Genomic DNA, 25,177 nt, shown 5'->3' with positions numbered 1-25,177 from the left:
CTATTGCCTAATCAAGTCAATCTAACCTCAACCATGCCTATCCTTTCATCAGATTTTCTACCTGCAATTGAAATAGAATCAGACGAACATCCAACTCATACTATTTTGTGGATGCATGGCCTCGGCGCTGATGGCAACGATTTTGTGCCGATTATACAAGAACTTGAACTGCCACCCGAAACCACGATACGTTTTATTTTCCCTCATGCACCTAAACAATCAGTAAGCATCAATGGAGGGCTTGTCATGCGTGCGTGGTACGACATCAAAAATATAAACCTGGATCATCATGAAGATGAAGCAGGGATTCGCAGCTCCCAGCAAGCGATCATGGCAATGATTAAACGAGAAAATCAGCGCGGAATTCCCTCTGCAAATATTGTGCTGGCTGGATTTTCTCAAGGAGGTGTCATGGCTTTGCAGGTTGGTCTTCGTCATCCAGACAAATTAGCGGGGATTATGGCATTATCAAGCTATCTACCGTTAGCGCATACCCTCGTAAAGGAAGCACATACGGCTAATACGCCCACCTCTATATTTATGGCTCACGGGAGCCATGATCCCATCATCCCAATCCACTTGGCAAAAGCTTCCAGGCAGCAGTTACTGGAGGCTGGCTACCAAGTCAAATGGCATGAGTATCCAATGGAACATTCTGTGTGTGCTGAGGAATTGGTCGATATCAGCAAATGGTTACAGGATGTTTTGCTATGACAAACCGAACCGTAAAACGATACTGATTTCCAGAAACTGGATTGATACGTTTCTTGACAAAATAAACAGCATCTTTATAATCCATTCTTTGTTTCTGAATTGTGTTGTTCTTAAGTACGTAAAACTCTAGCTTGCGGGAATAGCTCAGTGGTAGAGCACAACCTTGCCAAGGTTGGGGTCGCGAGTTCGAGCCTCGTTTCCCGCTCCATCTAGATAAATTAGATTTTTATAGCCAGCGGTTAAAAAATCAATATCGCATTATTCATTGTGGTGGTACGATACAGACCACATTCTGATCATAGAAATAAATGGCGGGGTGGCAGAGTGGTTATGCAGCGGCCTGCAAAGCCGTCTACGCCGGTTCGATTCCGACCCCCGCCTCCAGAAAATGCAGCATATTTTGATTGTCCGGATGATGAAATTGGCAGACACAAGGGGCTTAAAATATGTGTGTACCAACGTTTTCACGATTTAATCCAGGTTAAATATCAGTTAGTTATCTGAATTAGGAACTCCTCAACTCTTTGCTATTCACACCTCATTCATAGCGAGGTGAAATATGGCAACAGTTCGCAAGCCAGCTTCAGGTAAATGGAATACTCAAATAAGACGTAAAAGACATCCAACCATTTCCAAATTCTTTATTGCCCAGAAAGATGCTTATATCTGGATTCGTAATATTGAGTCAGACATGGACAAGGGCATTTTTATAAATCCTAGCGGTGCCGAAAATACCACACTTGCAGAAGCCCTTATTCGTTACAGGAATGAAGTAACACCCAGCAAGAAAGGAATTAGCAGAGAACTAGAGCAAATCACTATGTGGATTAAACACCGGCTTTCCAAACGTAGCCTATCTTCACTAAAGTCTGCTGATTTCGCTAAATATAGAGATGTACGTCTAAAGGAAGTAGCACCTGGAACAGCCAAGCTAGAACTTGCTCTCATCTCGCATTTGTTTACCATTGCAAAGAAAGAATGGGCATTCCTATTGATAATCCTCCATCCAATATCGAGGGTATCCTAGATCCTGTGTAAACAAAGGATTCTATTTGCAGTATTGATCAGTAGTAGCTGATTGATAAAACGTATAAAATGATATTGCAAATAGCATAATCACATCCCGCATCGTAACGATATAATGACTTATCTAAATCTGAAGAGAGATCAATGAAATGAAGAAGTTGTATTTATTTGTTTTGCTTTCACTATTTTCAATCACATCGCAGGCAGCAGGTCAATTTGACGGTATATACATGATTAGTATTAATGGTTCTGTCACTAATTATGTAACCCTGCATGAAAATGCAAATACAAGTCAGATGATCGCAGCAATCATTGACCCAGACCCAGATACTACCTGGATGGCCTTAAGCGGCACACGAATTGGAAATACTGCTACATTTGCTACTATTGCAGGAGCAAGCGCTATGGATATCAGTCTAAATATAAGAGCTGATTTCAATAGCAATAATCCTAATCCCACCGCAACTATCATATCTTGCGTTGATGGCGTTAACTATTCCTGCAGATTCCCTGCCGGCACTACTCTAAACATGATCAAAATTTTCTAATTATCTGCACAGAACGTATGGCCAAGCTTCAATCTAATCAGGTATATCCATATTTTTGACAATTCAGAAGAAAATACTTTCTTCAAATACAATAACAATATAGGCTAATTACAAGCATATCCCCCCATTGAAATGAGTGATAATCAGCATTATTTTATTCCAAATGGATTCACAATCCTCTCACAATAATTAATGCTCAATGGTGCTATTTCGCGATATAATTACACTTGTTAGTGATATTATCTACAATACTAAGATATTGATAGAAAAGAGAAAGTAATTTCTAGATCTGATTGCCCGGATGGTGAAATTGGTAGACACAAGGGACTTAAAATCCCTCGGACCTTAACGTCCGTGCCGGTTCGATTCCGGCTCCGGGCACCAACTTAACATTCAAAGAAATCCAGAATCTTCCATGAATCTTTAATATTCAAGGATTAGCTGGCTGTTTAATATCTGCTATAGTCCATTAACCACTAATAACTGCCAGCAAACTTGTTGGTATATTAATTGGTATCTGCTAAGATCAAAATTTGATACTAACAAATTGTCAAGCTCTAAGCACTGGTAATGTTTGGGGCTTTTTATTTTGCAAACCCACCAACGTTTACTACTTCAATCTGCATCTATATATATTAGAACGCTATTTTAAGGAATAAGAGCATTTACAATGAGAAGATTACTTTTTGCTATTTTGGTTTCCATGATGCTGGCTAATAGTCTTTATGCAAAAGGAGGCAAAAGCAGCGTATCAAAAGGTGCATTTACTTCCAAGCAAAGCAGTTCTCAGCCTGCCACCACACAACAAAAGAGAACTGATACATCGAATCATTCAACTTCAGCACAAGCACAGGATACAGCGCATAGCAAACCTGCGCCATTACCTGCAACCGGCTCAAGTGCATCTACACCAACACCAACACCAACATCAACACCTAACGCACCAGCTGGAAATCCATCATTCCTTCAATCGGTCATGCCGGCTTTAGTAGGTGGTGCAGTTGGAAGCTATGTCGGCAGCAAATTGGCTAATGAGGGAGATAATGAAAAACCAGCAGAAGGAAATGAAGCAAAAAAGGAAGAAGAGCACTTAATGCCATAATCATATTATGGCATCATCCATTTAAATACGAGGAAGCTACCAAGGTAAATATACTTTCCTTGGTGATTTCTTACCTGAATTCCTGGGAAGAAATCATATAATTAATGAAATCTTTTGATGCGAGTCATTGTGTGTGAGTCAATTTCAATAGACACTCGTAATTTACTGCATTTCGACAATGCACCCTTACCTTCTTGGTGCAAAAAGGCCCGAATAGAGCAGGCTCCCGCAAGATTATCAAGAATCGAGACTTATTCCCGACGAATGAGGTATTGTTGAAATCGCTCTATCTGGGGCGAATAAGCACTAGCCAAAAGTAATGAGTTATGCCGCTTTCAAACTGGAAAGCCGTTTTTAAATCGATTTGCTATCCTATCTTGACCTTGACCTTGGCATTTGTATTCAGACTCCTCCCAGCTTCTATTCTTGGGTAACCCTGATCAAGTACCAAACGATAGCATTCAACTTAAACTTCTTCAAATATTTATTTCTCGTAATCATTCCCCAATCTCCAGTTAAGATAAATTATCTCTTAACTAGCAGATCGTTTCAGCAAAACATTCACTGTTCTCGGTGAGCTTGTCTAACTGACAAGCAATTGATTAAAATATGGATTCTATAAGATTAGGTCAAGCGATTTATTTGCATATATTTTACTGAAACGATCTACTAGGTTGGTGAATTCTATCGAATCATGTCAGTTCTTACGAGCATAGCATAGACTAAGATATGAGGAGTCATGGAAGGTGTTTATTTACAGCGCTTGAATTGATATCCTGCGGCAGTGAGTGTTTGTCCGAGCAAATACTGCCAGTCGCACGCAAGCGCATCGATAATCGCCAGAGTTTTGTCAGTCAAGCTGGTGACGGCAGTAGCGAAGTTTTTTTCGAATTCACTTGGCGAGTCAGGGTGAGTATCGATAAGGTCGGTGACTGATTTGATTGCGAACACCGGCGTACCGGTGATGTACCCCACCCAGGCAACGGCAGCAGCTTCCATTTCCTTAAGAATCGCGCCGTGAGCCGCGATCGCCGCTAGATCCTGATCAGTAAAATCAAGAGCGTTACCGCTGGAAATATTACCGAGCGAAAGACCGAGCTCACGCGCTAGGAGACGGACATCGAGTGACGGATAAGCACCTTTCCCGAACTTGTCCCAGCCGGGAAGTGGAATGCGATGGTCATGAAAGTAAAAGGCCGACTCGCTCAAGTAAACCTTTCCTATGGAAGCGCCGTGTTTAGCAAAGCTGCCGGCAGTGCCAGCACTCACCAAAATATCAGGATGAAATTCCGCCACAGTTGCGAATGCAGCAACCGCCGCCGGTTCCGTGCCGATGCTATCGACCTGATAGCGGGGATCTTTCCCGGGGACGGTGATAGTGAGTTCAAGGGAGGCCGTCGGGCGATCTCGATAAATGCCACGATAAAACTTCAGCGGCAAGCGTTCATAAAACGGGCGCGGCACAAATGGCTTCAAAGTCAAAGCGTCAACCAAGCCTTGCGCTTCGGCTTCCATCGCCATAATTAGAGAAAGCTTCGGCATCCGTGGAATTATTGCCTGGAATCAGACGCGAAGAGAACAGGAAAACATGAGCAATCCGGGTTAGCGGGCACCTCAACTGGCATATAAAGAATGAGCATTATTTTACTAAATAAAAACAAACGCATAGCCGGATGTTTAGTCAGACTCGCTGCTGAACGATAAAAAACGTCTGTTTAAAACAACATTAAGTATGAATATAACAGGAGCATTCTAAAAGAATTAATTGGCGCGCCCGGCAGGATTTGAACCCACGACCACTTGGTTCGAAGCCAAGTACTCTATCCAACTGAGCTACGGGCGCCGTCTTTTCTCAAATAGCTATACTTGAGTTTTAAGCAATTACCATCTCTCTTAGAAAAAATATTATAGCAAGCATCTTGCTCAGCAAGAAATTAAAGTTTTTCTAAGCTTGACCGGCCATCGGGCAGCAACTATGCACCTTGCCCTGCGCCCGTAACACCGAACACTCCAACCCCACCCATCCGAAGAATCTAGGTTAACGCATAAAATTACCGCTTCAGCATGAGCGTCCAGTCGTGAAGCGCCTTGAGCAACCCCCGGATATGCTCGCGCGTTGATTCGTCAATCAATCTGCCATTCTGATCAAAAGCATTCTGCGCATTGCTAATCATTACTTCTGGCCGGTTAAGTAATCGTACATCCAGGAACACCACACTTTGCCGCAAATGATATTGAGCACGCGCCGTGCCAAAGCGGCCGGGGCTAGCGCCCATTACAGCAGCAGGCTTGCCAGAAAAAGGCTGCTCTGGTGGGCGCGATACCCAATCAATCACATTTTTGAGTACGCCGGACATGGAGTAGTTATATTCTGGTGTCACAAAAAGCAGCGCATCGGCAGCCCGTATTTGCTCGCGCAAGCGTTCCACTGGCGCGGGAAATCCCTTAGCGTAGATATCTTCATTATACAACGGGATTTCCGAGATATCCGCTATGGCAATATGCATCTCCGCAGGCGCAAGATGTACCGCCTCCCGCAGGGCTGCGGTATTATAAGAGCCTTCCCGCAAGCTGCCAGAAATCCCCAGCACATTGATTTCATTGGACTTCACCATTATTCAACTCCTTCGTTATCTTATCGACCCGCTGGGTCATAATCAGGGCAATCCTGCACTAAACGTTCCATAGCCAGCCTATCGCCGATAATCCTTATCGTGACCGCGAGACGCTTTCATAATTTATTTCATAGAAAACAGCCTTTGTGGCTGAGCGCAGGCTCAGCCACTGCTCCCGGCTATTCTCAATTCATTCACTTACTCGCTTTGATTGCAGTATAAGCAGTGAAAAGATTACGGTAATCGGGAATATGATTGGAAAACAGCGTTCCGAGACCCTCGACGTCATTTCGCCAGTCACGGTGCAGTTCACAGGCTATTGCAAACCAGCTCATCAACTGTGCGCCTGCTTCTGCCATTCGGCTCCAGGCAGCCTCGCGCGTAACCTCATTGAAAGTACCTGAGGCATCCGTCACAACAAATACCTCAAAACCTTCTTCCAAAGCGGAAAGCACAGGAAATGCCACACAAACTTCGGTAACGACGCCGGCGATAATTAATTGCTTTCTACCCGTTTGCTTGACCGCTTTAACAAAATCTTCATTGTCCCAGGCATTAATTTGTCCAGGACGGGCGATGTAGGGCGCATCCGGGAAAATTTGCTTAAGCTCAGGTACCAGCGGGCCATTTGGACCATCCTCAAAACTGGTGGTCAGAATGGTCGGTAATTTAAAATACTTGGCTAAATCAGCTAAAGCCAATACGTTATTCTTGAATCTATCCGGCTCGAAATCACGTACCAGCGACAGCAAGCCAGCCTGGTGATCGACCAGTGCAACCAACGCGTTATTTTTATCGAGGCGATTGTATGAATTGCCCATTTTATTACTCCTTTATGTTATGCAAAAAAAGACAACATCAACGCTGAGAATCTATCAATTCTCCCTCTCTAGCTACTTGCTGAGCTTTCTGGTAACGCCGGAGCGGCTACATTGGCCGCAGCTCAAGAAGCGGAATATCTTTAACTACCTGAAACAAGCCACTTTGATGGTCGATCAACAACATTACTGCATCACTTGGCTCGATAGCAGGTATTGTTCCATTGAAATTAACTGGCGCGCTCAATCGCTCTATCTCCTATAAATTGAATGTACAGATTGATACCCTGCCAACTAAATGGCTGGCAGGGAAAAGCCTAATGGGACAACTGCCCGAAATGCCCGCTATTAAAATCCGCGATTGCCTGGTCAATTTCAGCCTGACTATTCATGACGAAAGGACCTTGCCCAACAACTGGCTCGTCGATGGGCTCGCCGCTGAGCAGAAGCGCTACCACATTCTCCTGAGCTGCGAGCGATAGCGTTTTGCCGATGCGATCGAGCAACCCTATTTGCGCGGCTTTCACTTGTGATTCCCCATTGACCGATACCGCCCCATGCAAAACGATGAGCGCCGCACGCCAATCCTCTGGTAACGATAACTCGGCTGACTTTCCACGATGCAGGCGCAAGTCCCAAACATTCATGGGTGTGAACGTGCGCGCAGATCCTGCATGGCCTAGGTAATTTCCTGCAATTACGCGCACGATACCCGCTTCATCAGGTAGCATGACCACTGGAATATCTGTTTTGAGGATTGCCTGGTAATGCGGTGCAGTCATTTTGTCCTTGGCAGGCAGATTGACCCATAGCTGCACCATCTCAAGCCGGCCGCCCGAACGTGTAAATGGCTCGGAATGAAATTCTTCGTGCAGAATGCCGGAGCCTGCAGTCATCCATTGCACGTCGCCGGGGCCAATCACCCCGCCCTGACCGGTTGAATCCCGATGCGCCACTTCACCATGGTAAACAATGGTAACTGTTTCAAAACCACGATGTGGATGCTGCCCTACGCCACGCGGTTGCTCAGTTGGCGTAAAATCAGCCGGACCCGCATAATCCAGCAGCAAAAACGGGCTCAGTAATTTTCCATGGTTGCGATAAGAAAATAGCGATCGCACCGGAAAGCCATCGCCCACCCAATGGAGAGGGGGTGCATCATAAACACCTAGAATCGTTTTCATCGTCATCTCCTTACAGTGTTTATCCGATATTTGGATAAAAACCAGTGTACAGGCAGAATAGTCATCTGAATAGATCGCATAATCAGTCATCATTGTTCTATATGAAGAACGATAAACGATCAATGCAGGATCCCAATCAGATAGCTCGTTGCTTTTTTCATCAATCATGATGGGTTTTGGGAATTGCTTTCAGATGATTGTCCGTACAGGGCGTGACAGCATGCATCATGCGCGGTGGCCTTGCTCCACAGTGCAAGGCAAAGATTTTAGATGCGTGAATGAAAGAGGCCAGCGCGGGGCCGATATCCCACGGATTGTTAAAGCTGAGTTGCTCCTATTGCCCGTCAAGGCCCAGCCAGTAAGATAGCTGCCGTCATGCCCATGAGCGTGATCATGGCCGCATCCTTGCATCATGCAGGCGCTGTCGGGCCGTGTTCCGCGGCATGCTTGCCGTTAACCGGTCGACAAAATATTCACCTTGGAAAGCCATGCGACACCGCAACGCCGCCATTCAAGCACTTAACCCAAATTTATGAAATATTCGGGTTAATGTGTTCCAGGTTCTTTTCACTGACGGTTTCGGGATAGTCGAAGAACCAACGCATATCGCCATAATCGCTTCGAAAATATCCAGTTTTCTGATGCCGCAAGCTATATCTCAAGCACTCACAGCTCGTTGCGCCAAGTCTGGTCGTCGCTGTCAAACAGGCGATTGGCCTCTGCCGGACCCCAGCTTCCGGCCGCATAGGCAGGAATAAATTCGCGTTCGACCAGCCAATGCTTCAAAATGGGATCGACAACCCGCCACGCCCATTCCACCTCGTCAAAGCGAATGAACAGTGAGCGGTCGCCCTCGATCACGTCGAGCAATAGGGTTTCATAAGCATCAAGCGCCTGCTCGTCAGTTTTAAGGAAACTCGCGTTCATCTGCATCACCCGCGTGTCCATATCGAGCCCCGGCTGCTTAACGTGAATTTCCATGCGCATCGATTTCTCGGGCTGGATCGACAGCAGCACCCAGTTCGGCGCGATGGATTCCAGCGGTGTCTCGCGAAAAAGCAGCCGCGGCGGATGCTTGAAGCGGATCGCGATCATCGAAGTCTGCTTCGCCAGTCTTTTGCCTGTGCGCAGATAGAACGGCACACCCTGCCAGCGCCAGTTGTCGATGTAAAACTTGACGGCAACAAAAGTCTCGGTGAGAGAATTATCCTCGACATTCTCCTCCTGTTGGTAACCCACCACTGCCTGTCCGTCGATGCTGCCACGCGCATATTGTGCGCGCACTGCGTGAGCATGGACGGCGCGCTTGGTAATGGGGCGGATTGAGCGCAATACCTTGACCTTTTCGTCGCGCAGCGCATCAGCCTCGAGTGCGGGCGGGGGCTCCATCGCCACTACGGTCATCAGCTGCATGAGGTGGTTCTGCAGCATGTCGCGCAGCGCGCCGGCACGATCGTAGTAATCGGCGCGCTTTTCGATGCCGATCGACTCAGCCACCGTGATCTGCACATGGTCGATGAAATTGCGGTTCCACAACGGCTCAATCAGTGTGTTGGCGAAGCGGAACACGAGCAGGTTCTGCACTGTTTCCTTGCCGAGGAAATGGTCGATGCGGTAGACCTGCTCCTCATCGAAATACTGGTGCAACAGACGATTCAACACCTGTGCAGATTCGAGGTCTTCACCGAACGGTTTTTCGATCACCACTCGGTTCATGCCACGCGGCTTATTGAGCCCGACCGCTTCGAGGTTCTGGATCACCGCGGCAAACTCCGATGGTTTAATTGCCAGGTAGAACACCGTACGCGAGCACGCTGATTCGGGCGGTAGGTTGGCTGCTAGCGCGCGGTATGATTCCACCTCATTGAGATCGCCCTGCTGGTAGCGGAACCGAGCCAGGAAGCGTTCGAACACCGCACCTTCCAGCTTGTGCTTAACTTTATTATCCAGCATGTTGCGTATGTGTTCACGCCAGCTTTCGAGCGTCCAGCCGCGGCGCGAGAAAGCAACAATGGAGAGGTTTTCCGCCAACCGCGCGGCCACCTCCAGATGAAACAGCGCTGGCAGCAGCTTATTCGAAGCGAGATTGCCGGTTGCGCCGAAAATCACGAATGAGCACGGCAAATCCCCGGATTGGCGCTCCTTCGAGTCATTCATCTCAATGCTCCTTGACCGCATGACCGCCGAAACCCTGCCGCATTTTGGCCAACAGTTTCGCGGCATAGTCGTTCTTACCTTGCGTGGCGAAACGCATCGCCAGCGCGAGCGTCATGACTGGTGCCGGAATACCCTGTTCGACCGCAGCAAGCGCCGTCCAGCGGCCTTCACCCGAGTCAGTCACAAATGGCTGAATCGCAGCGAGCGTCTGATCCTCCGCCAGGAACTCAGCGGACAGATCAAGCAGCCACGAGCGCACCACGCTGCCGTGTCGCCATAGCTCGGAGATCGCCGCGAGGTCAAGATTAAAACCGGATTTATCCTGCATCAATGCAAAACCCTCGGCAAAGGCCTGCATCATGCCGTACTCGATGCCATTGTGAACCATCTTCACATAATGCCCCGAACCGACCGGACCGGTATGCAGCCAGCCGCTCGTCGGCGTGGGTGCAAGCGCCTGCAGGTACGGCTGTAAGCGTGCCGCCGCAGCGTCCGATCCGCCAAACATGATGCAATAACCGTTTTCCATTCCCCATACCCCGCCCGACACCCCGGCATCGACGAATTCGACGCCAAATTGCGCACAGTGTGCAGCGTGCGGCATATCATCCTTGTAGTGCGCATTCGCGCCATCCACGATCAAATCACCGGGCGACAACAAGGGCAGCACCGTGGATAACGCCGTTTCGGTCGCTTCACCGGCTGGCAGCATCAACCATACGATGCGCGGTGCTTCGAGCGCAGCAACCAGACTCGGATAGTTTACACAGGCCGTATGTCCGGTTTCCTTGACCAATGCTTCGGTCACGTCGAAGGTGCGGTTCATTACTGCGATTTTTATGCCTTGTCGGGCAAGACGGCGCGCCATGTTGCCACCCATCCGTCCCAAACCCACGATGCCGAATTCCATGCTTCCCTCCTCTAGTAGGATTTGATCAAGCCGCCAACCCGGTAGGCAGTTCGCATGCGACCCTCGCACATAGCAAGCACATCTACTTTTTTTTGCGAAATTGCCATGCCCAGACACCAATACGCGCCCAAAAAGACTGACAAATGATCATAAAATAAGATTGCGTCCAATCATGATGGCACAAAACTTCAAAAAATTCGTTACCTTTCGGTGTGTCACAGAATTGAGTCACTTATCCCAACCATCGTTCTCCTTTCATGCCTCCCCTGCATAGCAACCAGCAAGGGCAACGACTAAAGCAGATCATCGACAACAGGTCGCAGTGTCTCATCTACCCCCGCCTGGTGACCAGTGACATGATCACGTTACGCAACGCAGCGCTTGCTGGAATCGGTATCGTCAACTCCCTGCCATGATGGTTCGAGAGGAGCTCGCTCAAGGCAAGCTCATACGTTTACTGCCAGAATGGGCGCCACGACGCGAAATTATTCATGTGGTCTTTCCCTCACGGCGCGGTTTGTTGCCTTCCGTTCGGGCTTTGATCGATTATCTGACCGATCGCTTTGAAACATTGGATGAGGATTAGCCAGCAAATCAGTGAATCGTTCCGGTAAAACCTTTACCATTCTCGGTGAGCTTGCCGAACCCCCAAGCAACTGACATCGGCCCTCGACAGGCTCAGGCCGAACGGCGTTCTCTGTAACCGTTATGCTGGAACGGTCTACTAGCTTAATCCGCCTCACGTTCCACATTACAACAGTGCAACGCTGTTTGCTCTTCTTCTATTTGGCTTAGAATGGTACCTGTTACCGGATTAGGACGAAAGGTCGTGCATCCTTTCAAACCGAGGTCATAAGCATGCTGATAGAGGTTACGAAATGCTCCGAAGTCATAATCCGTTGGCACGTTAATGGTTTTGGAAATGGCCTGGTCAACATAAGGCTGTATGGCTGCCTGCATTTGCAGGTGATCGGTGGGTGGAAGCTGGTGCGCATTGATAAATGAGGGAGGTAGAGACTCATGGCCACGCATCTTGCGCCAGCAAGCAACCGCATAATCGACTACTTGATATTCCGAGTAACCTCCGTCCAGCCCCAATACGCGCCGGGTATACTCACTATCAAAAACGGGCTCCAGACTGCTTGAAATATTATTGGCAAGCAAGCTGATCGTGCCAGTCGGCGCAATCGCCGTCAGGTGACTGTTACGTATGCCATGTTGCGCAATGCTGTGGCGGATAGATTCAGGCAAGGTACGTACAAAAGCGCCGGCAAGATATTTTTCCTGATCGAGGGATGGAAATGATCCTTTCTCCCGGGCAATCTCGACAGAAGTTCGGTAAGCCGTATGACAAATAGCCTGCATGACTGATTGCGCAGCCTGCAATGACGCTTTGCTGCCATAACGTATATTCAGCATCATCAGGGTATCGGCCAAACCCGTAATTCCCAAACCGATACGCCGGGAACAACGCGCCTGCGCGGCCTGATTGGGTAAGGGAAAATTAGAGGCGTCTATCACATTATCCAGCAAGCGCACGGCGGTGCTTGCGGTTGCACCAATAGCTGCTATATCAAGATGCGCTTGCTCCGTAAAAGGTTCACAAACGAATTGCGTCAGATTGATCGAACCAAGATTACAGGCGCCATAAGGAGGCAGCGGAACTTCACCACAAGGATTGGTCGCATGAATCCTCTCGCAATAATAAAGATTATTGAGTTGATTGATCCGATCAATAAACAGTATGCCTGGCTCAGCATAGTCATAGGTGGCGCGCATGATCTTTTCCCATAGCGCGCGGGCACGAATACGCTTGTATAGCTTGCACGGCGTGGAATGCTCGTAACCTGGCCATTCCTGCAGCACAACCTCACCCTCCACTGCATGCTCACCGACTGGAAAGACCAATGGCCAGTCTTCATCCTTCCTTACCGCAGCCAGAAAGCCATCGCTGACCAGCACGGAAATATTGAAGTGCCGTAACCGGGTTCGATCCTGTTTGGCTGCGATGAATTCTTCAATATCAGGATGGTCGCAACGCAATGTCCCCATCATGGCACCGCGGCGGGCGCCCGTAGAAAGGATGGTGGCGCACATGCTGTCCCAGATGTGCATGAAAGAAACCGGACCGGATGCAACTGAACCGACATTATAGGCTTGCGTGCCGCGCGGGCGCAGTGTGGAAAAATCATAGCCGACGCCCCCGCCCTGCTGCATCGTCAGCGCGCCTTCCTTAAGGGCGTTAAAGATACCTTCCATCGCGTCGGGTATGGTGCCCATGACAAAGCAGTTAAATAGCGTGACCTTATGCGCAGTCCCTACGCCGGCCTGAATGCGCCCCCCTGGCAGGAATTTAAAACGATGCAGAATGTCGTAAAAGCGCGCTTGCCAATATTCACGGCTACTTTCTCCTGCGGCCAGGGTAGATGCGATACGCCTCCAGCTATCGGCAATCGTGGCGTCATAAACCACAGTATTTTTACGATAACGGTATTTGGCTTCCCAGACATGCCGGGCAATTGGCGTGGTGAAATAGGGATCATCCATGGTTTGAGGATAACACCGATTTGACTTGATCAGATCTCAAAACGGTGTATGTGGCTCAGTACCCGCCTCTCCTATTTATTCAAACCTTCCCTAAGCGTAATACGTCAATTTTGAAAACCCTCTCCCGGCAGGGAGAAGGTTGCATCAAAGCCCTCTTGATTTCCGGGCTTAGTGGGAATGCGGATTCGCAACGCCACCCACTGCGTTGACGACTTCCTCGACCTCCATCATGCCTAAATCCTCATGGTCCAGGATATGGCAGTGCATCACGAACTTGCCGATATAGTCCCGGTACTGTGTATAAATGTTGGTGACGGCCGGTCCCTGCACCAACAGCGTATCCTTCCATACCAACTCGTCGGTGCCGTCTGGCCCTTTCCGCACCCACTGGAATGGATTGACATGGATATGAAATACATGGGGTGGCGGCAAGGAAGGTGGCTGACCAATACCTTCCGGTACGCCGGTAGGATCACCCACTGTCGTCAGCGCCCACATGTCGGTGGCGTTCAGCGGCAATTGACGCACATGGTTGGAGCTAAAAGCGCGGTAGTTGACTTGGAAATAGTTTTTTTGACCCTTCATGTCTTGACCGAGCTTGAAGACAACCTCCTGCACACCTAAGGCTGTCTTTCTCAGATCAGTGTCGCCGAATGGTGCCAGCGGAGCCATTTCCGCGCTGGTCGGCAAAGCCATGTCCTCGGTCTCATTGGAAACCCGCAGGATTGCCAGCAGATTCTCAGGCTCGTCTGCCTGCCGCAAGGATTTAGCCGACACGGTAGACTTATCGATGATCCGATAATCACCCGCTTTCATGCTCGCCTTGACCAGGATATCGCTACGGTAGCCCGGTTGAAGATCAATCGGCGCTCCCGCCTTCCAGGTATCAACGCGACCCAAATAATTGCCGTCCAAGGCAATTTCATGCAGATCATGACCCTCTACCACGAAAGCAATAGACTCACGGAAAGCGGTGTCAATCAAACGCCAGCGCTGCACTTCACCTCGTTTCATGGTGATGACAGGAACAATCTGCCCATTAATGGTGATGCGGCGATGTGAACACGGCCAAGTATCTTTATCACCATCTTGGTTACAATTCTTGGGTGTGGGCCTGGATGGGCCAGGAAAAAGGCTGGTTATGTTGTTAAGCTCTCCTTTCTGATCATAAAGAATAGTTTGTAGCACAAATATTTTCTCATTGGCATTAGCGGCAAGCAGTGATTTTGGTGTGGTCTTTGGGTCATCTTCTATGACGATAGCCCCCGCCATACCGCTACCCACCTGAATAGATGTGGAACCGTGGGCATGGGCATGATACCAGTAAGAGCCTATCGGATGGTTGGCCGGCAATTTCACCTCATTTTGAAATTGGCTTTGCGGTGCGATGTCCAGCAGGACATTATCACTATTGCCCGTGGGTGAGACATGGAGACCATGATAGTGCATGTTGGTGGTATTGAATGAAGCAGGTATGGTATCAAGATAGGCATTTCCGTTCTCCTGCTCAAACTGCGCCCGAATCTCATCTGCCGTCTCTTTGGGCAGTTGATTGTCGAGCAGCAAATTGATGACATCCCCTTGCCGGACACGTAAAGTGGGACCGACCAACTGACCATTGTAGGTACGCAGGGTGACTGGGCAACCGGCGATGGATATGGTAGCGGGATCGGTATACTGGGCGTTGAGGCGGGTATCCAGCACGCCGCCTTTGGAATGGATGTCAGGAGGATTCTGGAACGGCGCGTAGCCGTATTTTTTAACATCAATGTCTTGGTAAGTGCAAGCCGGAATGACGGGCTTGGGTTCGGCCAAAGCCGTGCTTGCGCAAACAGACAAACCAAGCACGATAAGCCCAAGAGGGATGAAGATGCGTTGCATAAAATTCTCCTATTGTCAGTGCAGCCTTGCCTAGCTCCTTCAACCATTTGCGGCATCGAATGCTCCTAAGCAAAACCTTCTACTTGATGTTTATGGTAGCTGGTAACTCAGTTTCTATTGATCACTACTCGGGATTGCCATGATTCAGCAAGGATTGATGTTCACCCAATCAGCAGGTAATGAGGCGTCCCTGCAAAAGTAATTTTCAAAACGTTAACCCGAATATTTCATAAATTGGCACGTGCCAATTTATGAAATATTCGGGTTAATTATCTGCTAATTATCCAATCGACAGATCGGACGAATAGCACAACTTTGTTGCTTCTTTTCCTGAGTACAGTGGGTGTTTAGGTGTTTACGGAAACTTTATGCACGGTTGCCATGCAACCACTACAACTAATTTCGCTACAGATGAGCCATCATTTCGGCATCGAGCTGTTTCGCCAAATCCTGCAAGGCGGTAGAAATCGTGACCGGGTAAGTGGGAGCGGTATCAAGAGCAGTCATGGCTTTCGGCAGGCGCGTGTAGCTTGCCAGTGTCTGCTGACGTAACTCGTATAAAGGTATTTTCGCATGAATGCGCTGCCCTGCCTGCATGACCGGCACAAGGAGCGGCTGACCTTCATAGGAATCATTTTCCTCCAGCGCCACAATGTCATGACTGATCTCCCCCTGAGGCGCGTAATAGCGATAGACCTGTTTCCTTCCCGGCCAGGTAGCTTTGCCTTCTGAGCGTTTACGGCGCGGCTTACCTGCGTATTCCTGCAGCTTGTAGGCACAGTCGAACGCAGGCGCATCGCTGGAAATATCGAGTGCAGTACCAATGCCAAAACCGTCGATTGGCGCCTTGACTGATAACAAAGTCTGCAGCCGGTACTCATCCAGGTTGCCACTGGCAAAAATGGTTGTGCTCTGCAGACCGCCCTGATCGAGTATCTGGCGCACGTTGCGGGCATGCGCCGCCAGATCGCCGCTATCCAGGCGGACACCCTTAATGTCAATATGCGCTGCATGAAGTTTCGGCGCAAGCGTAACCACTTTACCGGCTGCTGCCTCAGTATCATAGGTGTCAATCAGCAAAACGACATTATCCGGATTGGAGCGGGCAAAGTGTTCAAAGGCCGTCGTCTCATCCGCATGGGCCTGAATATAGGAATGCGCCATGGTCCCAAACAAGGGAATGTCGTAAAGCGCGCCTGCCAGCACAGTCGCTGTGCCAGAAAACCCAGCCAGATAGCTTGCCCGCGCTGCCAGCAATCCTGCTTCGGCACCATGCGCACGACGCATACCAAAGTCTACCAATACCTTATCGGGCGCGACCAGTACCGAGCGGGCGGCCTTGGATGCGATGAGCGTTTCGAAATGAAGGAGATTGATGAGGCGCGACTCGACCAATTGCGCTTGCGGCAGCGGGGCGGTAATTCGCAGGATAGGCTCGTTGGGAAAAAACAAGGTCCCTTCTGGCATAGCGTGAACATCTCCGCTGAAGCGAAACTGCTCAAGATAATCGATGACCGACGGGCGAAAGCGTGTGGCCAGCCAGCCGAGTTCCTCAGGCGAGAATCTCAGGTTTTCAAGAAAATCCAGCGCCTGTTCTAAGCCGGCCGCCACCATGAAATTCCGTCCAGGCGGCAGCTTGCGGATAAATAGCTCAAATACAGCCGTTTCTTGCATGCCTTGCTCAAGATAGCTTTGCAGCATGGTAAACTGATAAAGATCAGCGAGGAGCGGACTGGAAAGCGGATTCACGTAGCGATTGCCCCAAATAGGATCAGCGTTGCACCCAGGCGCTTCATTTCCCGCAGCGCATGCAAATTGTCATCAGGCTTCAGATTGATGGCACGGATCGCATCCTCGAGAACATAAGTCGCGTAATGTGCTTGCAGCGCGTCCTTGACAGTATTGAGCACGCAGTATTCAGTCGCAATGCCTCCGACAAACAAGCGGCGAATACCCGATGTCTGCAGTAAGGCATTGAACTGCGTGTCAGTAAAGCCAGAGTAGGCATCTTTCTCTCGCGTTGTCGCTTTGGAAATAACCTGGGTATTAATAGGAAATTCGATGTCTGGGTGAAATGCTGCCTCTGAAGTAGTGGCGATGCAGTGCGCGGGCCACTGGCCGCCTTGCTGCTGGAAAGAACAGTGATCGGATGGATGCCAGTCGCGAGTTGCAAAAACTGGTAGTCCGTGATCATGAAAAAGCCTCAGGTAGCGATTGATCACAGGGATGATCGTATCCCCCATCGGCACAGCCAGGCTGCCACCAGGCAGAAAATCATTCTGCATATCGATGATCACGAGCGCATCGCCGCTAGTTAGCGTCACTTTCATATCGAATGAATTATTTAACTGTCAATATGCTACATTTTGATATATCGGCCTACCCGACACCGAGCGTTAGCCACCGCGAATCAATAAAACGGGCATCGATGCCGCCCGCACTACCCCTTCAGCGACACTTCCCAATACGAGGCGACTGAAACCCGTCCGGCCATGGGTGCCGATAACAATCAGCTCGGCCTGCCAGCGCTCGGCTTCTGCCACAATAATATTGGCAATCCGCTGACTTTTTGCCTCAAGTAACTTTGTTTCAGCTGCCAATCCCGCTTGCTGTACCAACGCTTGTGCCTGAGCCAGTATTTTTTCACTGCTTGCCCTGATGGTTTCTTGCAGTTCGGCATAATTGATATAGCTTTCATCTACCCAGTAAAGAACATCCTCAAATACATGTACGAGCTCCAGTTGAGTATGATGCTGCTGCGCCAGCCTGATCGCTTCCTGTAGTGCACATTCTGAAGTGGGGCTACCGTCAACCGGAACCAGAATTTTTTGATACATGATGCCTCCTCTGAAAATTAACCTTTCACACATGCCTTGGGTCGAAGAAAGGCAACCCTGCGGGCAAGCCCTGCCTGCTCTGTCGCTTCTGCGACCAAGTCAACATCCTTATAGGCGCCGGGCGCTTCCTCAGCTACTCCACGCATGGAGCGCGAACGGATTAAGATGCCTTGCTGGGCAAGCTCGCTAATCAGCTGTTTCCCATGCCAGCGTGATAATGCCTGGTGCCGGCTCAAGGCACGACCCGCCCCATGACTGGATGAAGCAAATGCGGCATTACCACTACTCCCCGCCAGCACGTAAGAGCCCGTCCCCATGCTCCCCCCGATGATCACCGGTTGACCTACTGCGCGATAGCGTTTTGGTAACGTGGCATGCTCCGGACCAAATGCGCGGGTAGCACCTTTACGGTGCACATGCAGCAATCGAGACTGACCATCAACCTCATGTTTTTCTATCTTGCAGGTATTGTGCGAAACATCGAATAGCGTTTCGAGTTCACTGTCTGGAAAAACTTCCCTGAATGTTTCACGGGTCAGATGCGTCAAGATTTGCCGGTTAGCCAGTGCGCAATTGATTCCAGCATTCATTGCACCGATATATTGCTGCCCTTCTGAAGATTTGATCGGCGCGCACGCCAGTTCGCGATCGGGTAAATGAATGCCGCAGCGACTAGCGGCCTTGGCTAGCATGACAAGATAATCCGTGCCAATTTGATGCCCTAATCCACGCGAACCACAATGTATCGAAATGATAATCTGACCTTCCTGCAATCCAAAAGCCTGCGCAGCAGCAGCGTCAAAAATACGGTCCACTACTTGAACTTCGAGATAATGATTGCCCGACCCAAGAGTGCCCATTTCACCCCGCTGGCGTTTCTTGGCCAATTCCGAAACGTTCGCTGGCACAGCGCCTGCCACACACCCCTGTTCTTCGATATACTCTAAATCTGCTTCTCTGCCATAACCCTGCTGAACCGCCCAGCGCGCGCCACCAAGTAGTACCTGATCAAGCTGTTTCGTGTCCAGCTTGAGCGCGCCTTCCTCGCCCACACCAGCCGGAATGGTCTGGAATAACCTGTCAGCCAGTGTTGAAAGGCGTGGGGTCACATCCTGCACATTCAAGTTACTGCGCAAGCAACGAATTCCACAGGAAATATCGAAACCAACGCCGCCAGCAGAAATGATACCGCCCTGTTCAGCATCAAATGCCGCGACCCCGCCAATGGGAAAGCCGTAGCCCCAATGTGCGTCCGGCATGGTCATGGCAGCGCCTACCAAACCAGGCAACGATGCGACGTTGGTAATTTGCTCAAGTACCTTATCGTCCATACTAACCAGCAAGGGAGCGCTACCGTATAGCAAGATCTCCTTGCGACTCTCGCCTGGTTTAAGGGGAAGCGTCCACAGATAAGGCTGAATTTGATGTAATTGCTGTAAATCCATCTTGTACCTCCTCTATCTTATACGTCTACCACACAACGCGCTTCCCACATTGCGCCGGTTTGCTTGACTGAAAGCATCGTCAAAGTCGCACCTTTAACTTCAACACCGCGTTCTAAATCCGCATGCCATTTTTCACCTAGCGCCTCGGCATGCCACAGATTACCCTGGCGATGAATACGAAAGCGGCAAAAAACCATGCCTAACTCACGCGCTTTTCCCAACAACAGATTGAGCCAAGTTACCAAAGCAAGTTCGAGATCGTCTTCTTCAAACTCAAAAACTACAGAGGTATCAGGCTGTACCGTATCAAGATCGGTCATAATGGCGAACACTGCTTGAGCGGCTGCTTCAAATGCTTGTTCAATTGTTGATCCACGACCAATGATGCCGACATCGGCATCGTGCTCGAAATAAAGTGGAATCATTTTTTGCATTTTTGGACAAGATGCACTCAATTAACTAAATAATGCAGCCAGAAAAAATAAGCGGCATAAACTTAAATATCATGCCTTGCAAGAAATATCTTAACATTAGAGAGATGAGCCAGATATATAGTTGCACAGATCATGGCAACCCATTCTGATTTCAGTTAAAATCGGCATCGAATCATTGTTACCTCTTCTCGTGGAAACTATATCAGGCATTTTTTATGATTCTTATTCTCAAACCGGGTACGCTTTCTGAGAGCCCCGAATATAAGCAATTACTTGCTTACCTCACCAATCTTGCAGGCATTACTGTGCGCGCCCATACTGAAGTGGGTATTGAGCAGACACTGACGGAAGTCTACTTGATTGGCAATACCAAGGCATTATTGCTTGAAGATATGCAAAGTCTGCCGTGTGTCGAACGGGTAGTCCGCATCTCTGAAGAATATCGTGTTCTCGGACGACACGAAAATGATGTTCGCCCGGCCTATTTCGACTATAACGGGGTACGGTTTGGTCAAGATACCTTGAATGTATTTGCTGGGTTATGCGCTGTCGACACGCTAGAGCATGTAGAATTAATGATGAAAGCATTGCGTGATCATGGCCAGGTTTGTACCCGCATGGGCGCCTATAAGCCACGCACGAGCCCTTACTCATTCCAGGGGCATGGCAAGGCCTGTCTTCCTTATGTATTTGATCTCGCTGGCAAATATGAGATCAAAGTGATTGCCATGGAAGTCACTCACGAATCACATGTTGAGGAGATTCGGGAAGCACTCTATCAAACTGGCAACTCAACGGGTGTGATACTGCAAATTGGTACGCGCAATACCCAGAATTTCGAGTTATTGAAAATCGTTGGCCGCCAACAGGATTTTCCAGTACTGATTAAGCGTGGTTTTGGCATTACCTTGGATGAATCGCTTAATGCAGCGGAATATCTGGCCTCTGAAGGAAATCGCAAAGTGGTTTTTGGCTTGCGCGGGATGAAAACCAATATGGGTGACCCTCATCGTAATTTTGTGGATTTTGCGCATGTTCCTGTAGTCAAGCGCCTGACTCGTATGCCGGTTTGTATTGACCCCTCCCACTCAGTGGGGATCCGCACTGGCTCACCCGATGGAATTCTTGATGTCATGCATGCAACTGCCCAGGGAGTTATCGCAGGCGCCAATATGATATTGGTTGATTTCCACCCAGTACCTAGCAAGGCGCTGGTTGATGGCCCTCAAGCATTATTACTTAAAGAATTACCCCTCTTTCTGGAAGATGTTCGTATTGCTCGCGAAGCCTATGAGAAACGAGTAGAACTGGTCAAACGATATCAGAAAGCCGGATAGACTTTTCGTAAATATACTCATCACACTTCAAAATTCGGTTTTTATAATCCCTCATCCGACCTTCTCCCAGCGGGAGAAGGTATAGCTGCCGAATTTTGAAGTGAGATGAGTATACATCCGGCTGAACAAAATCTTTCTTATTAATCAAAGGACAAGAGAGAGCGCATGTCAATTTATGAAATATTCTGACCAGATATCTTATAATCACCTTAAAGTATGTATGGCCGAATGATTGGGGATGTACGAATGCCTATTGTCGGTAATGCCAGATATTGTCTTCAGGGAGAATAACCAATGATCAAAGTTTTGCTTGCAAACCCGAGAGGTTTTTGTGCCGGTGTGGATCGTGCCATTGAAATTGTTGAACGCGCATTAACCATGCATGGCGCACCGATTTATGTGCGACATGAAGTCGTACACAATCGTTTTGTCGTGGAAGATTTGGAAAGAAAAGGCGCTGTATTTGTTGAGAATCTGGAAGAAGTTCCACAAGAAAGTATTCTGATTTTCAGTGCACATGGTGTCTCGCATGCAGTGCGGCGAGAAGCGGCTGCGCGCAAACTCAAGATATTCGATGCGACCTGTCCTCTGGTCACTAAAGTGCATGTCGAAGTCGCCAAAATGCGCAAAGAGGGGAAAGAGATCATCATGATTGGCCATGAGGGTCATCCTGAAGTTGAAGGAACCATGGGTCAGGTGGAAGGAAATGATAGTGGGATGTATTTGGTGGAAACAGAAGAAGATGTTGCGGAGTTACAGGTTAGAAACGAGCATAATCTTACTTATGTCACCCAAACGACCTTATCGGTCGATGATGCTGCACGTGTCATCGAAGCATTAAAACGGCGTTTTCCCAAAATCATCGGCCCCAAAAAGGATGATATCTGTTACGCCACGCAAAACCGCCAGGATGCCGTCAAAAAGATGGTTAAGCACTGTGATTTGGTCATTGTGGTAGGCTCTCCCAATAGCTCAAATTCCAATCGCTTATGTGAAGTGGCGCGTAATGCCAACGTTGAAGCCTATATGGTTGACCGTGCTGAACAATTACAGGAAGCCTGGTTAATTGGAAAAAGTCGCATTGGCATCACTGCTGGGGCCTCGGCGCCAGAAATATTGGTGCAACAGGTCCTAGACAGGCTTAAACAGATTGGCGCCAAACAATCGGGTAGCGATGTCATCATAGAAGAATTAAGTGGCGTCATTGAGTCAGTGGTATTTCCACTTCCTAAGGCAGAAGCGATCCCTCTGGATAAATATATTCGCGAAGCAAATTAATAGACCCCCCATCCTTTTTGATAAGGGCTGGTATCAAAGGGTTGAGATCTGCCCATAATCTCATTCAGCAAAATTTGAGTACTGCCCGGCGACATGGTTACGCCATAGCGGAAATGTCCGCTATTAATGAATAGGTTATTCAATAGCGGATGGCGGCCGATAGTGGGAATATTGGATGGCGAACCTGGTCTGAGACCTGCCCATTGATTTATTAGCGGCATCGCCTTTAACTGTGGTAGTAATCTTTGGGCGCGTTCAGATAAATGCTCGCGCGCGGCTGGCGTCGTTTGTTTGTTAAAGCCAACGTCTTCCACTGTGCTACCGATGAGCAAATATCCATCGCGCCGAGGAATCAGATATAAATCCCCCTGGAGCACAATCGACCCCAGCGGCGGTTCTTCAAACTTGTATAACAACATTTGTCCGCGCATCGGCTTAATGTCAAGACCGAGCGCATGCTTTCCTAACATTTGTTTGCTCCATGCGCCCGCAGTAATGACAAAGCGATCAGCACACCATTTACCGCAAGAGGTGACAAGCCAGTGAAGCCGGTTATTCTGGGTGATGATTTCTTGTACCTCACAGTACTCAATAATACGCCCTCCCAATTGCAAGACTTGCTTGTGTAGCGCGCATAGCAAGTGGGGGTTGCGTACTTGTGCGATGCGGGGAAGAAACAGCAAGCTCTCCACTTTGAAATGAAGAGGGTCGATTTGTTCACTAAATGGTAGAAACCGGGTGAATACATTCTGCTCCACATCAACCTCATGTGCAATGCACCATGTTTGAGCGGCCTCTGCGTGATAAGGCGGCAGCACAAGCATTCCACTTACCTCGTACTGAGCATCAATACCCGTTAATGCATACAGTTCCGCCACCCATGCTGGAAACATAGCCGCACTATAATCAGTAAGGCGCGTCACGGCATCCGAATAATCCCAGGGACATAGCGGTGACAAAATACCGCCTCCCGCCCAAGAGGATTCTTGCCCCACTTTGCCACGTTCCAGAATCGTGACAGTTGCGCCTTCTTCCAGCAATCGCACTGCAGCAGCAAGACCAATTATTCCAGCACCTATCACAATGAAATCTTGTGTCACTCCATTCATATAGCAATCGTTGATTATATGTGTAAACAAGGCGCATCAAGAGCCCTGGCAACTTTGGCTAAAGTTGATTAAGCGCTAGCCGTAAACAAATTTAGAGTTGAGCGCTAAGAGTATCACTAAACATTTACTTTCATGGGACGAAGTGCAAGGGGTCGCGCAATGAACGAACAAGGCCTAGCAGACATAGACAACAGGTAGGAACGATCAAGCATACGACACAGCGATTCACCCGCAGAATGGATTTTTAGAGGCACACGCCCATAAGATAAAGGATTAAATATGCCTGCCAATAGCGGTTTTACGACGTTAGAACTCATGATTGCGCTGAGCATAGGCGCCATTCTAGCGACTATCGCTGTGCCTAGCTATCAGTCGATGATGGTGCAATCACGCTTGTCGACGCAATCGAATGAGTTCCTCACTGCACTTCATTACAGCCGCTCTGAGGCAGTGAAACGTGGAATGCGGGTAACCCTATGCAAAAGTAGCAGTGGCACAGACTGCACGACCGGAAGTAACTGGCAGGATGGCTGGATAATATACCGTGATAGCGGGACAGCAGGAAAAGTCGATGGTAACGATCAAATATTGCGGGTTTCTCCCGGATTAAAAGGTAGCACGATGACTACTGGCAATAACTATAAAGACTGGATTGCTTACTTAGCCAATGGCAGTAGCCAAGGAAGTATAAGCGGCGGGTTAGGTAACGACACTTTCACGCTATGCAACAGTGCACAAGGACGCAGCATTACCGTCAATAAAACGGGCCGGCCATACGTGACAAAGGTCTCATCATGTTAACGATCAAGGAGAACTTCCTAGCACGATCACAGAAAGGCGTCACCATGATCGAAGTGTTGGTGGCAGTCATTGTGCTCTCCATCGGTTTACTTGGATTGGCAGGCTTGCAATCTGCCGGACTCACCCATAACCAGAGCGCGAGTTTCCGCTCTACCGCGACGATGATGACCTACAGTATTCTCGACAGCATGCGCGCCAATCGAATGGAAGCGATGAATGGCAGTTATAGCATCACCCTAGGCGCTTCAGCAACTTCCGGCAGCTCTGTTGCCGAGCAAGATCTTGACGATTGGCTAAGTGAACTGGCCTTGCGGTTACCTGCTGGCACAGGCGCTATCCATGTAGATAACAATGTCGTCACAGTGACCATCCAGTGGGATGACAGCCGCGGCACCTTGTCTGCTCAGCAATTTGTTTTAACCACCCGCTTATAA

The 25,177-nt window shown here is 48.9% G+C and carries 25 protein-coding genes and 4 tRNA genes; 13 read left to right on the top strand and 16 right to left on the bottom strand.

Going from position 1 to position 25,177, the window contains the following annotated elements; genetic code table 11:
* The first annotated feature begins 33 nt into the window (after positions 1 to 33).
* The 7 genes from BLW34_RS06595 to BLW34_RS06565 all read left to right on the top strand — a co-directional run bounded on the left by BLW34_RS06595 (position 34) and on the right by BLW34_RS06565 (position 3,390).
* Positions 34 to 714 carry an alpha/beta hydrolase gene (locus BLW34_RS06595; protein ID WP_090577319.1) on the top strand — a complete coding sequence of 227 codons (681 nt, stop codon included), beginning with the start codon at positions 34 to 36 and terminating at the stop codon, positions 712 to 714.
* Between the two features lie 133 nt (positions 715 to 847).
* A tRNA-Gly gene (locus BLW34_RS06590) sits at positions 848 to 922 on the top strand.
* 102 nt (positions 923 to 1,024) lie between these two features.
* Positions 1,025 to 1,098: transfer RNA gene (locus tag BLW34_RS06585), tRNA-Cys, on the top strand.
* A gap of 175 nt (positions 1,099 to 1,273) precedes the next feature.
* Positions 1,274 to 1,741, top strand: a complete 468-nt coding sequence (locus tag BLW34_RS06580) for a hypothetical protein (RefSeq protein ID WP_090577234.1) — start codon at positions 1,274 to 1,276, stop codon at positions 1,739 to 1,741.
* Positions 1,742 to 1,889: 148 nt separating this feature from the next.
* Complete coding sequence (locus tag BLW34_RS06575; RefSeq protein WP_090543319.1) at positions 1,890 to 2,288, top strand: hypothetical protein; 399 nt, start codon at positions 1,890 to 1,892, stop codon at positions 2,286 to 2,288.
* A gap of 295 nt (positions 2,289 to 2,583) precedes the next feature.
* Positions 2,584 to 2,672: transfer RNA gene (locus BLW34_RS06570), tRNA-Leu, on the top strand.
* A 286-nt stretch (positions 2,673 to 2,958) separates the two neighbouring features.
* A complete protein-coding gene (locus BLW34_RS06565) occupies positions 2,959 to 3,390 on the top strand; it encodes a hypothetical protein (protein WP_090577230.1) in 432 nt (143 codons plus the stop codon).
* A gap of 750 nt (positions 3,391 to 4,140) precedes the next feature.
* Here the strand turns inward: BLW34_RS06565 and BLW34_RS06560 are convergent.
* The 8 genes from BLW34_RS06560 to gnd all read right to left on the bottom strand — a co-directional run bounded on the left by BLW34_RS06560 (position 4,141) and on the right by gnd (position 11,074).
* The gene (locus tag BLW34_RS06560; protein WP_256203648.1) at positions 4,141 to 4,905 is read right to left on the bottom strand and encodes a phosphorylase family protein; all 765 of its coding nucleotides are present in this window, start codon (positions 4,903 to 4,905) and stop codon (positions 4,141 to 4,143) included.
* Between the two features lie 251 nt (positions 4,906 to 5,156).
* Positions 5,157 to 5,233: transfer RNA gene (locus tag BLW34_RS06555), tRNA-Arg, on the bottom strand.
* Positions 5,234 to 5,441: 208 nt separating this feature from the next.
* Entirely contained in the window at positions 5,442 to 6,005 is a 564-nt protein-coding gene (locus tag BLW34_RS06550; protein WP_090577224.1) for an NADPH-dependent FMN reductase, read from the bottom strand.
* A gap of 194 nt (positions 6,006 to 6,199) precedes the next feature.
* Complete coding sequence (gene ycaC / locus BLW34_RS06545; protein WP_090542863.1) at positions 6,200 to 6,826, bottom strand: isochorismate family cysteine hydrolase YcaC; 627 nt, start codon at positions 6,824 to 6,826, stop codon at positions 6,200 to 6,202.
* A 106-nt stretch (positions 6,827 to 6,932) separates the two neighbouring features.
* Positions 6,933 to 7,070, bottom strand: a complete 138-nt coding sequence (locus BLW34_RS06540) for a hypothetical protein (protein ID WP_218138797.1) — start codon at positions 7,068 to 7,070, stop codon at positions 6,933 to 6,935.
* Between the two features lie 70 nt (positions 7,071 to 7,140).
* Positions 7,141 to 8,007 carry a pirin family protein gene (locus BLW34_RS06535; protein WP_090577316.1) on the bottom strand — a complete coding sequence of 289 codons (867 nt, stop codon included), beginning with the start codon at positions 8,005 to 8,007 and terminating at the stop codon, positions 7,141 to 7,143.
* A gap of 666 nt (positions 8,008 to 8,673) precedes the next feature.
* A complete protein-coding gene (gene zwf / locus BLW34_RS06530) occupies positions 8,674 to 10,164 on the bottom strand; it encodes a glucose-6-phosphate dehydrogenase (RefSeq protein WP_090577221.1) in 1,491 nt (496 codons plus the stop codon).
* A gap of 1 nt (position 10,165) precedes the next feature.
* Entirely contained in the window at positions 10,166 to 11,074 is a 909-nt protein-coding gene (gene gnd / locus BLW34_RS06525; protein WP_090577218.1) for a phosphogluconate dehydrogenase (NAD(+)-dependent, decarboxylating), read from the bottom strand.
* 257 nt (positions 11,075 to 11,331) lie between these two features.
* Here gnd and BLW34_RS16825 point away from each other — a divergent pair, with 257 nt between their 5' ends.
* Positions 11,332 to 11,490, top strand: coding sequence for a hypothetical protein (locus tag BLW34_RS16825; protein WP_256203642.1), 159 nt, complete (start codon positions 11,332 to 11,334; stop codon positions 11,488 to 11,490).
* Positions 11,487 to 11,660: a LysR substrate-binding domain-containing protein gene (locus tag BLW34_RS16820; RefSeq protein ID WP_256203641.1), complete on the top strand. Its 174-nt coding sequence runs from the start codon at positions 11,487 to 11,489 to the stop codon at positions 11,658 to 11,660. The genes BLW34_RS16825 and BLW34_RS16820 overlap by 4 nt, the downstream gene beginning before the upstream one ends.
* Before the next feature lie 143 nt (positions 11,661 to 11,803).
* Here the strand turns inward: BLW34_RS16820 and BLW34_RS06515 are convergent, their stop codons facing one another.
* The 7 genes from BLW34_RS06515 to BLW34_RS06485 all read right to left on the bottom strand — a co-directional run bounded on the left by BLW34_RS06515 (position 11,804) and on the right by BLW34_RS06485 (position 20,218).
* Complete coding sequence (locus tag BLW34_RS06515; protein WP_090577215.1) at positions 11,804 to 13,621, bottom strand: adenosylcobalamin-dependent ribonucleoside-diphosphate reductase; 1,818 nt, start codon at positions 13,619 to 13,621, stop codon at positions 11,804 to 11,806.
* Positions 13,622 to 13,789: 168 nt separating this feature from the next.
* Positions 13,790 to 15,502, bottom strand: coding sequence for a multicopper oxidase family protein (locus BLW34_RS06510; protein WP_090577212.1), 1,713 nt, complete (start codon positions 15,500 to 15,502; stop codon positions 13,790 to 13,792).
* A 405-nt stretch (positions 15,503 to 15,907) separates the two neighbouring features.
* Positions 15,908 to 17,251 (bottom strand): nicotinate phosphoribosyltransferase, encoded by a 1,344-nt coding sequence (locus tag BLW34_RS06505; protein WP_090577209.1) that lies wholly within the window; start codon positions 17,249 to 17,251, stop codon positions 15,908 to 15,910.
* Positions 17,248 to 17,832, bottom strand: coding sequence for an isochorismatase family protein (locus tag BLW34_RS06500; RefSeq protein WP_090577206.1), 585 nt, complete (start codon positions 17,830 to 17,832; stop codon positions 17,248 to 17,250). Before BLW34_RS06500 ends, BLW34_RS06505 begins: the two co-directional genes overlap by 4 nt.
* Positions 17,833 to 17,898: 66 nt before the next feature.
* Positions 17,899 to 18,339: a universal stress protein gene (locus tag BLW34_RS06495; RefSeq protein ID WP_090577203.1), complete on the bottom strand. Its 441-nt coding sequence runs from the start codon at positions 18,337 to 18,339 to the stop codon at positions 17,899 to 17,901.
* Positions 18,340 to 18,356: 17 nt separating this feature from the next.
* A complete protein-coding gene (locus BLW34_RS06490; RefSeq protein WP_090577200.1) occupies positions 18,357 to 19,784 on the bottom strand; it encodes an RtcB family protein in 1,428 nt (475 codons plus the stop codon).
* A 17-nt stretch (positions 19,785 to 19,801) separates the two neighbouring features.
* The gene (locus BLW34_RS06485; RefSeq protein WP_256203640.1) at positions 19,802 to 20,218 is read right to left on the bottom strand and encodes an archease; all 417 of its coding nucleotides are present in this window, start codon (positions 20,216 to 20,218) and stop codon (positions 19,802 to 19,804) included.
* Positions 20,219 to 20,433: 215 nt separating this feature from the next.
* Here BLW34_RS06485 and BLW34_RS06480 point away from each other — a divergent pair, with 215 nt between their 5' ends.
* Positions 20,434 to 21,555: a 3-deoxy-7-phosphoheptulonate synthase gene (locus tag BLW34_RS06480; RefSeq protein ID WP_090577197.1), complete on the top strand. Its 1,122-nt coding sequence runs from the start codon at positions 20,434 to 20,436 to the stop codon at positions 21,553 to 21,555.
* A gap of 294 nt (positions 21,556 to 21,849) precedes the next feature.
* Entirely contained in the window at positions 21,850 to 22,833 is a 984-nt protein-coding gene (ispH, locus tag BLW34_RS06475; protein WP_090542886.1) for a 4-hydroxy-3-methylbut-2-enyl diphosphate reductase, read from the top strand.
* Here the strand turns inward: ispH and thiO are convergent.
* Positions 22,830 to 23,942, bottom strand: coding sequence for a glycine oxidase ThiO (thiO, locus tag BLW34_RS06470; protein ID WP_371263921.1), 1,113 nt, complete (start codon positions 23,940 to 23,942; stop codon positions 22,830 to 22,832). The two genes, ispH and thiO, sit on opposite strands and share 4 nt — an antisense overlap.
* Positions 23,943 to 24,221: 279 nt before the next feature.
* Between thiO and BLW34_RS06465 the strand changes: the two genes are divergently transcribed.
* Together BLW34_RS06465 and pilV are read left to right on the top strand one after the other, a co-directional pair.
* Positions 24,222 to 24,743, top strand: a complete 522-nt coding sequence (locus tag BLW34_RS06465) for a GspH/FimT family pseudopilin (protein WP_090542888.1) — start codon at positions 24,222 to 24,224, stop codon at positions 24,741 to 24,743.
* Positions 24,737 to 25,177 (top strand): type IV pilus modification protein PilV, encoded by a 441-nt coding sequence (gene pilV, locus BLW34_RS06460; RefSeq protein WP_090577194.1) that lies wholly within the window; start codon positions 24,737 to 24,739, stop codon positions 25,175 to 25,177. Before BLW34_RS06465 ends, pilV begins: the two co-directional genes overlap by 7 nt.

Source organism: Nitrosomonas sp. Nm58, from assembly GCF_900107335.1.
Taxonomy (GTDB): Bacteria; Pseudomonadota; Gammaproteobacteria; order Burkholderiales; family Nitrosomonadaceae; genus Nitrosomonas.
This window is presented reverse-complemented; position numbering and strand designations above follow the sequence as displayed.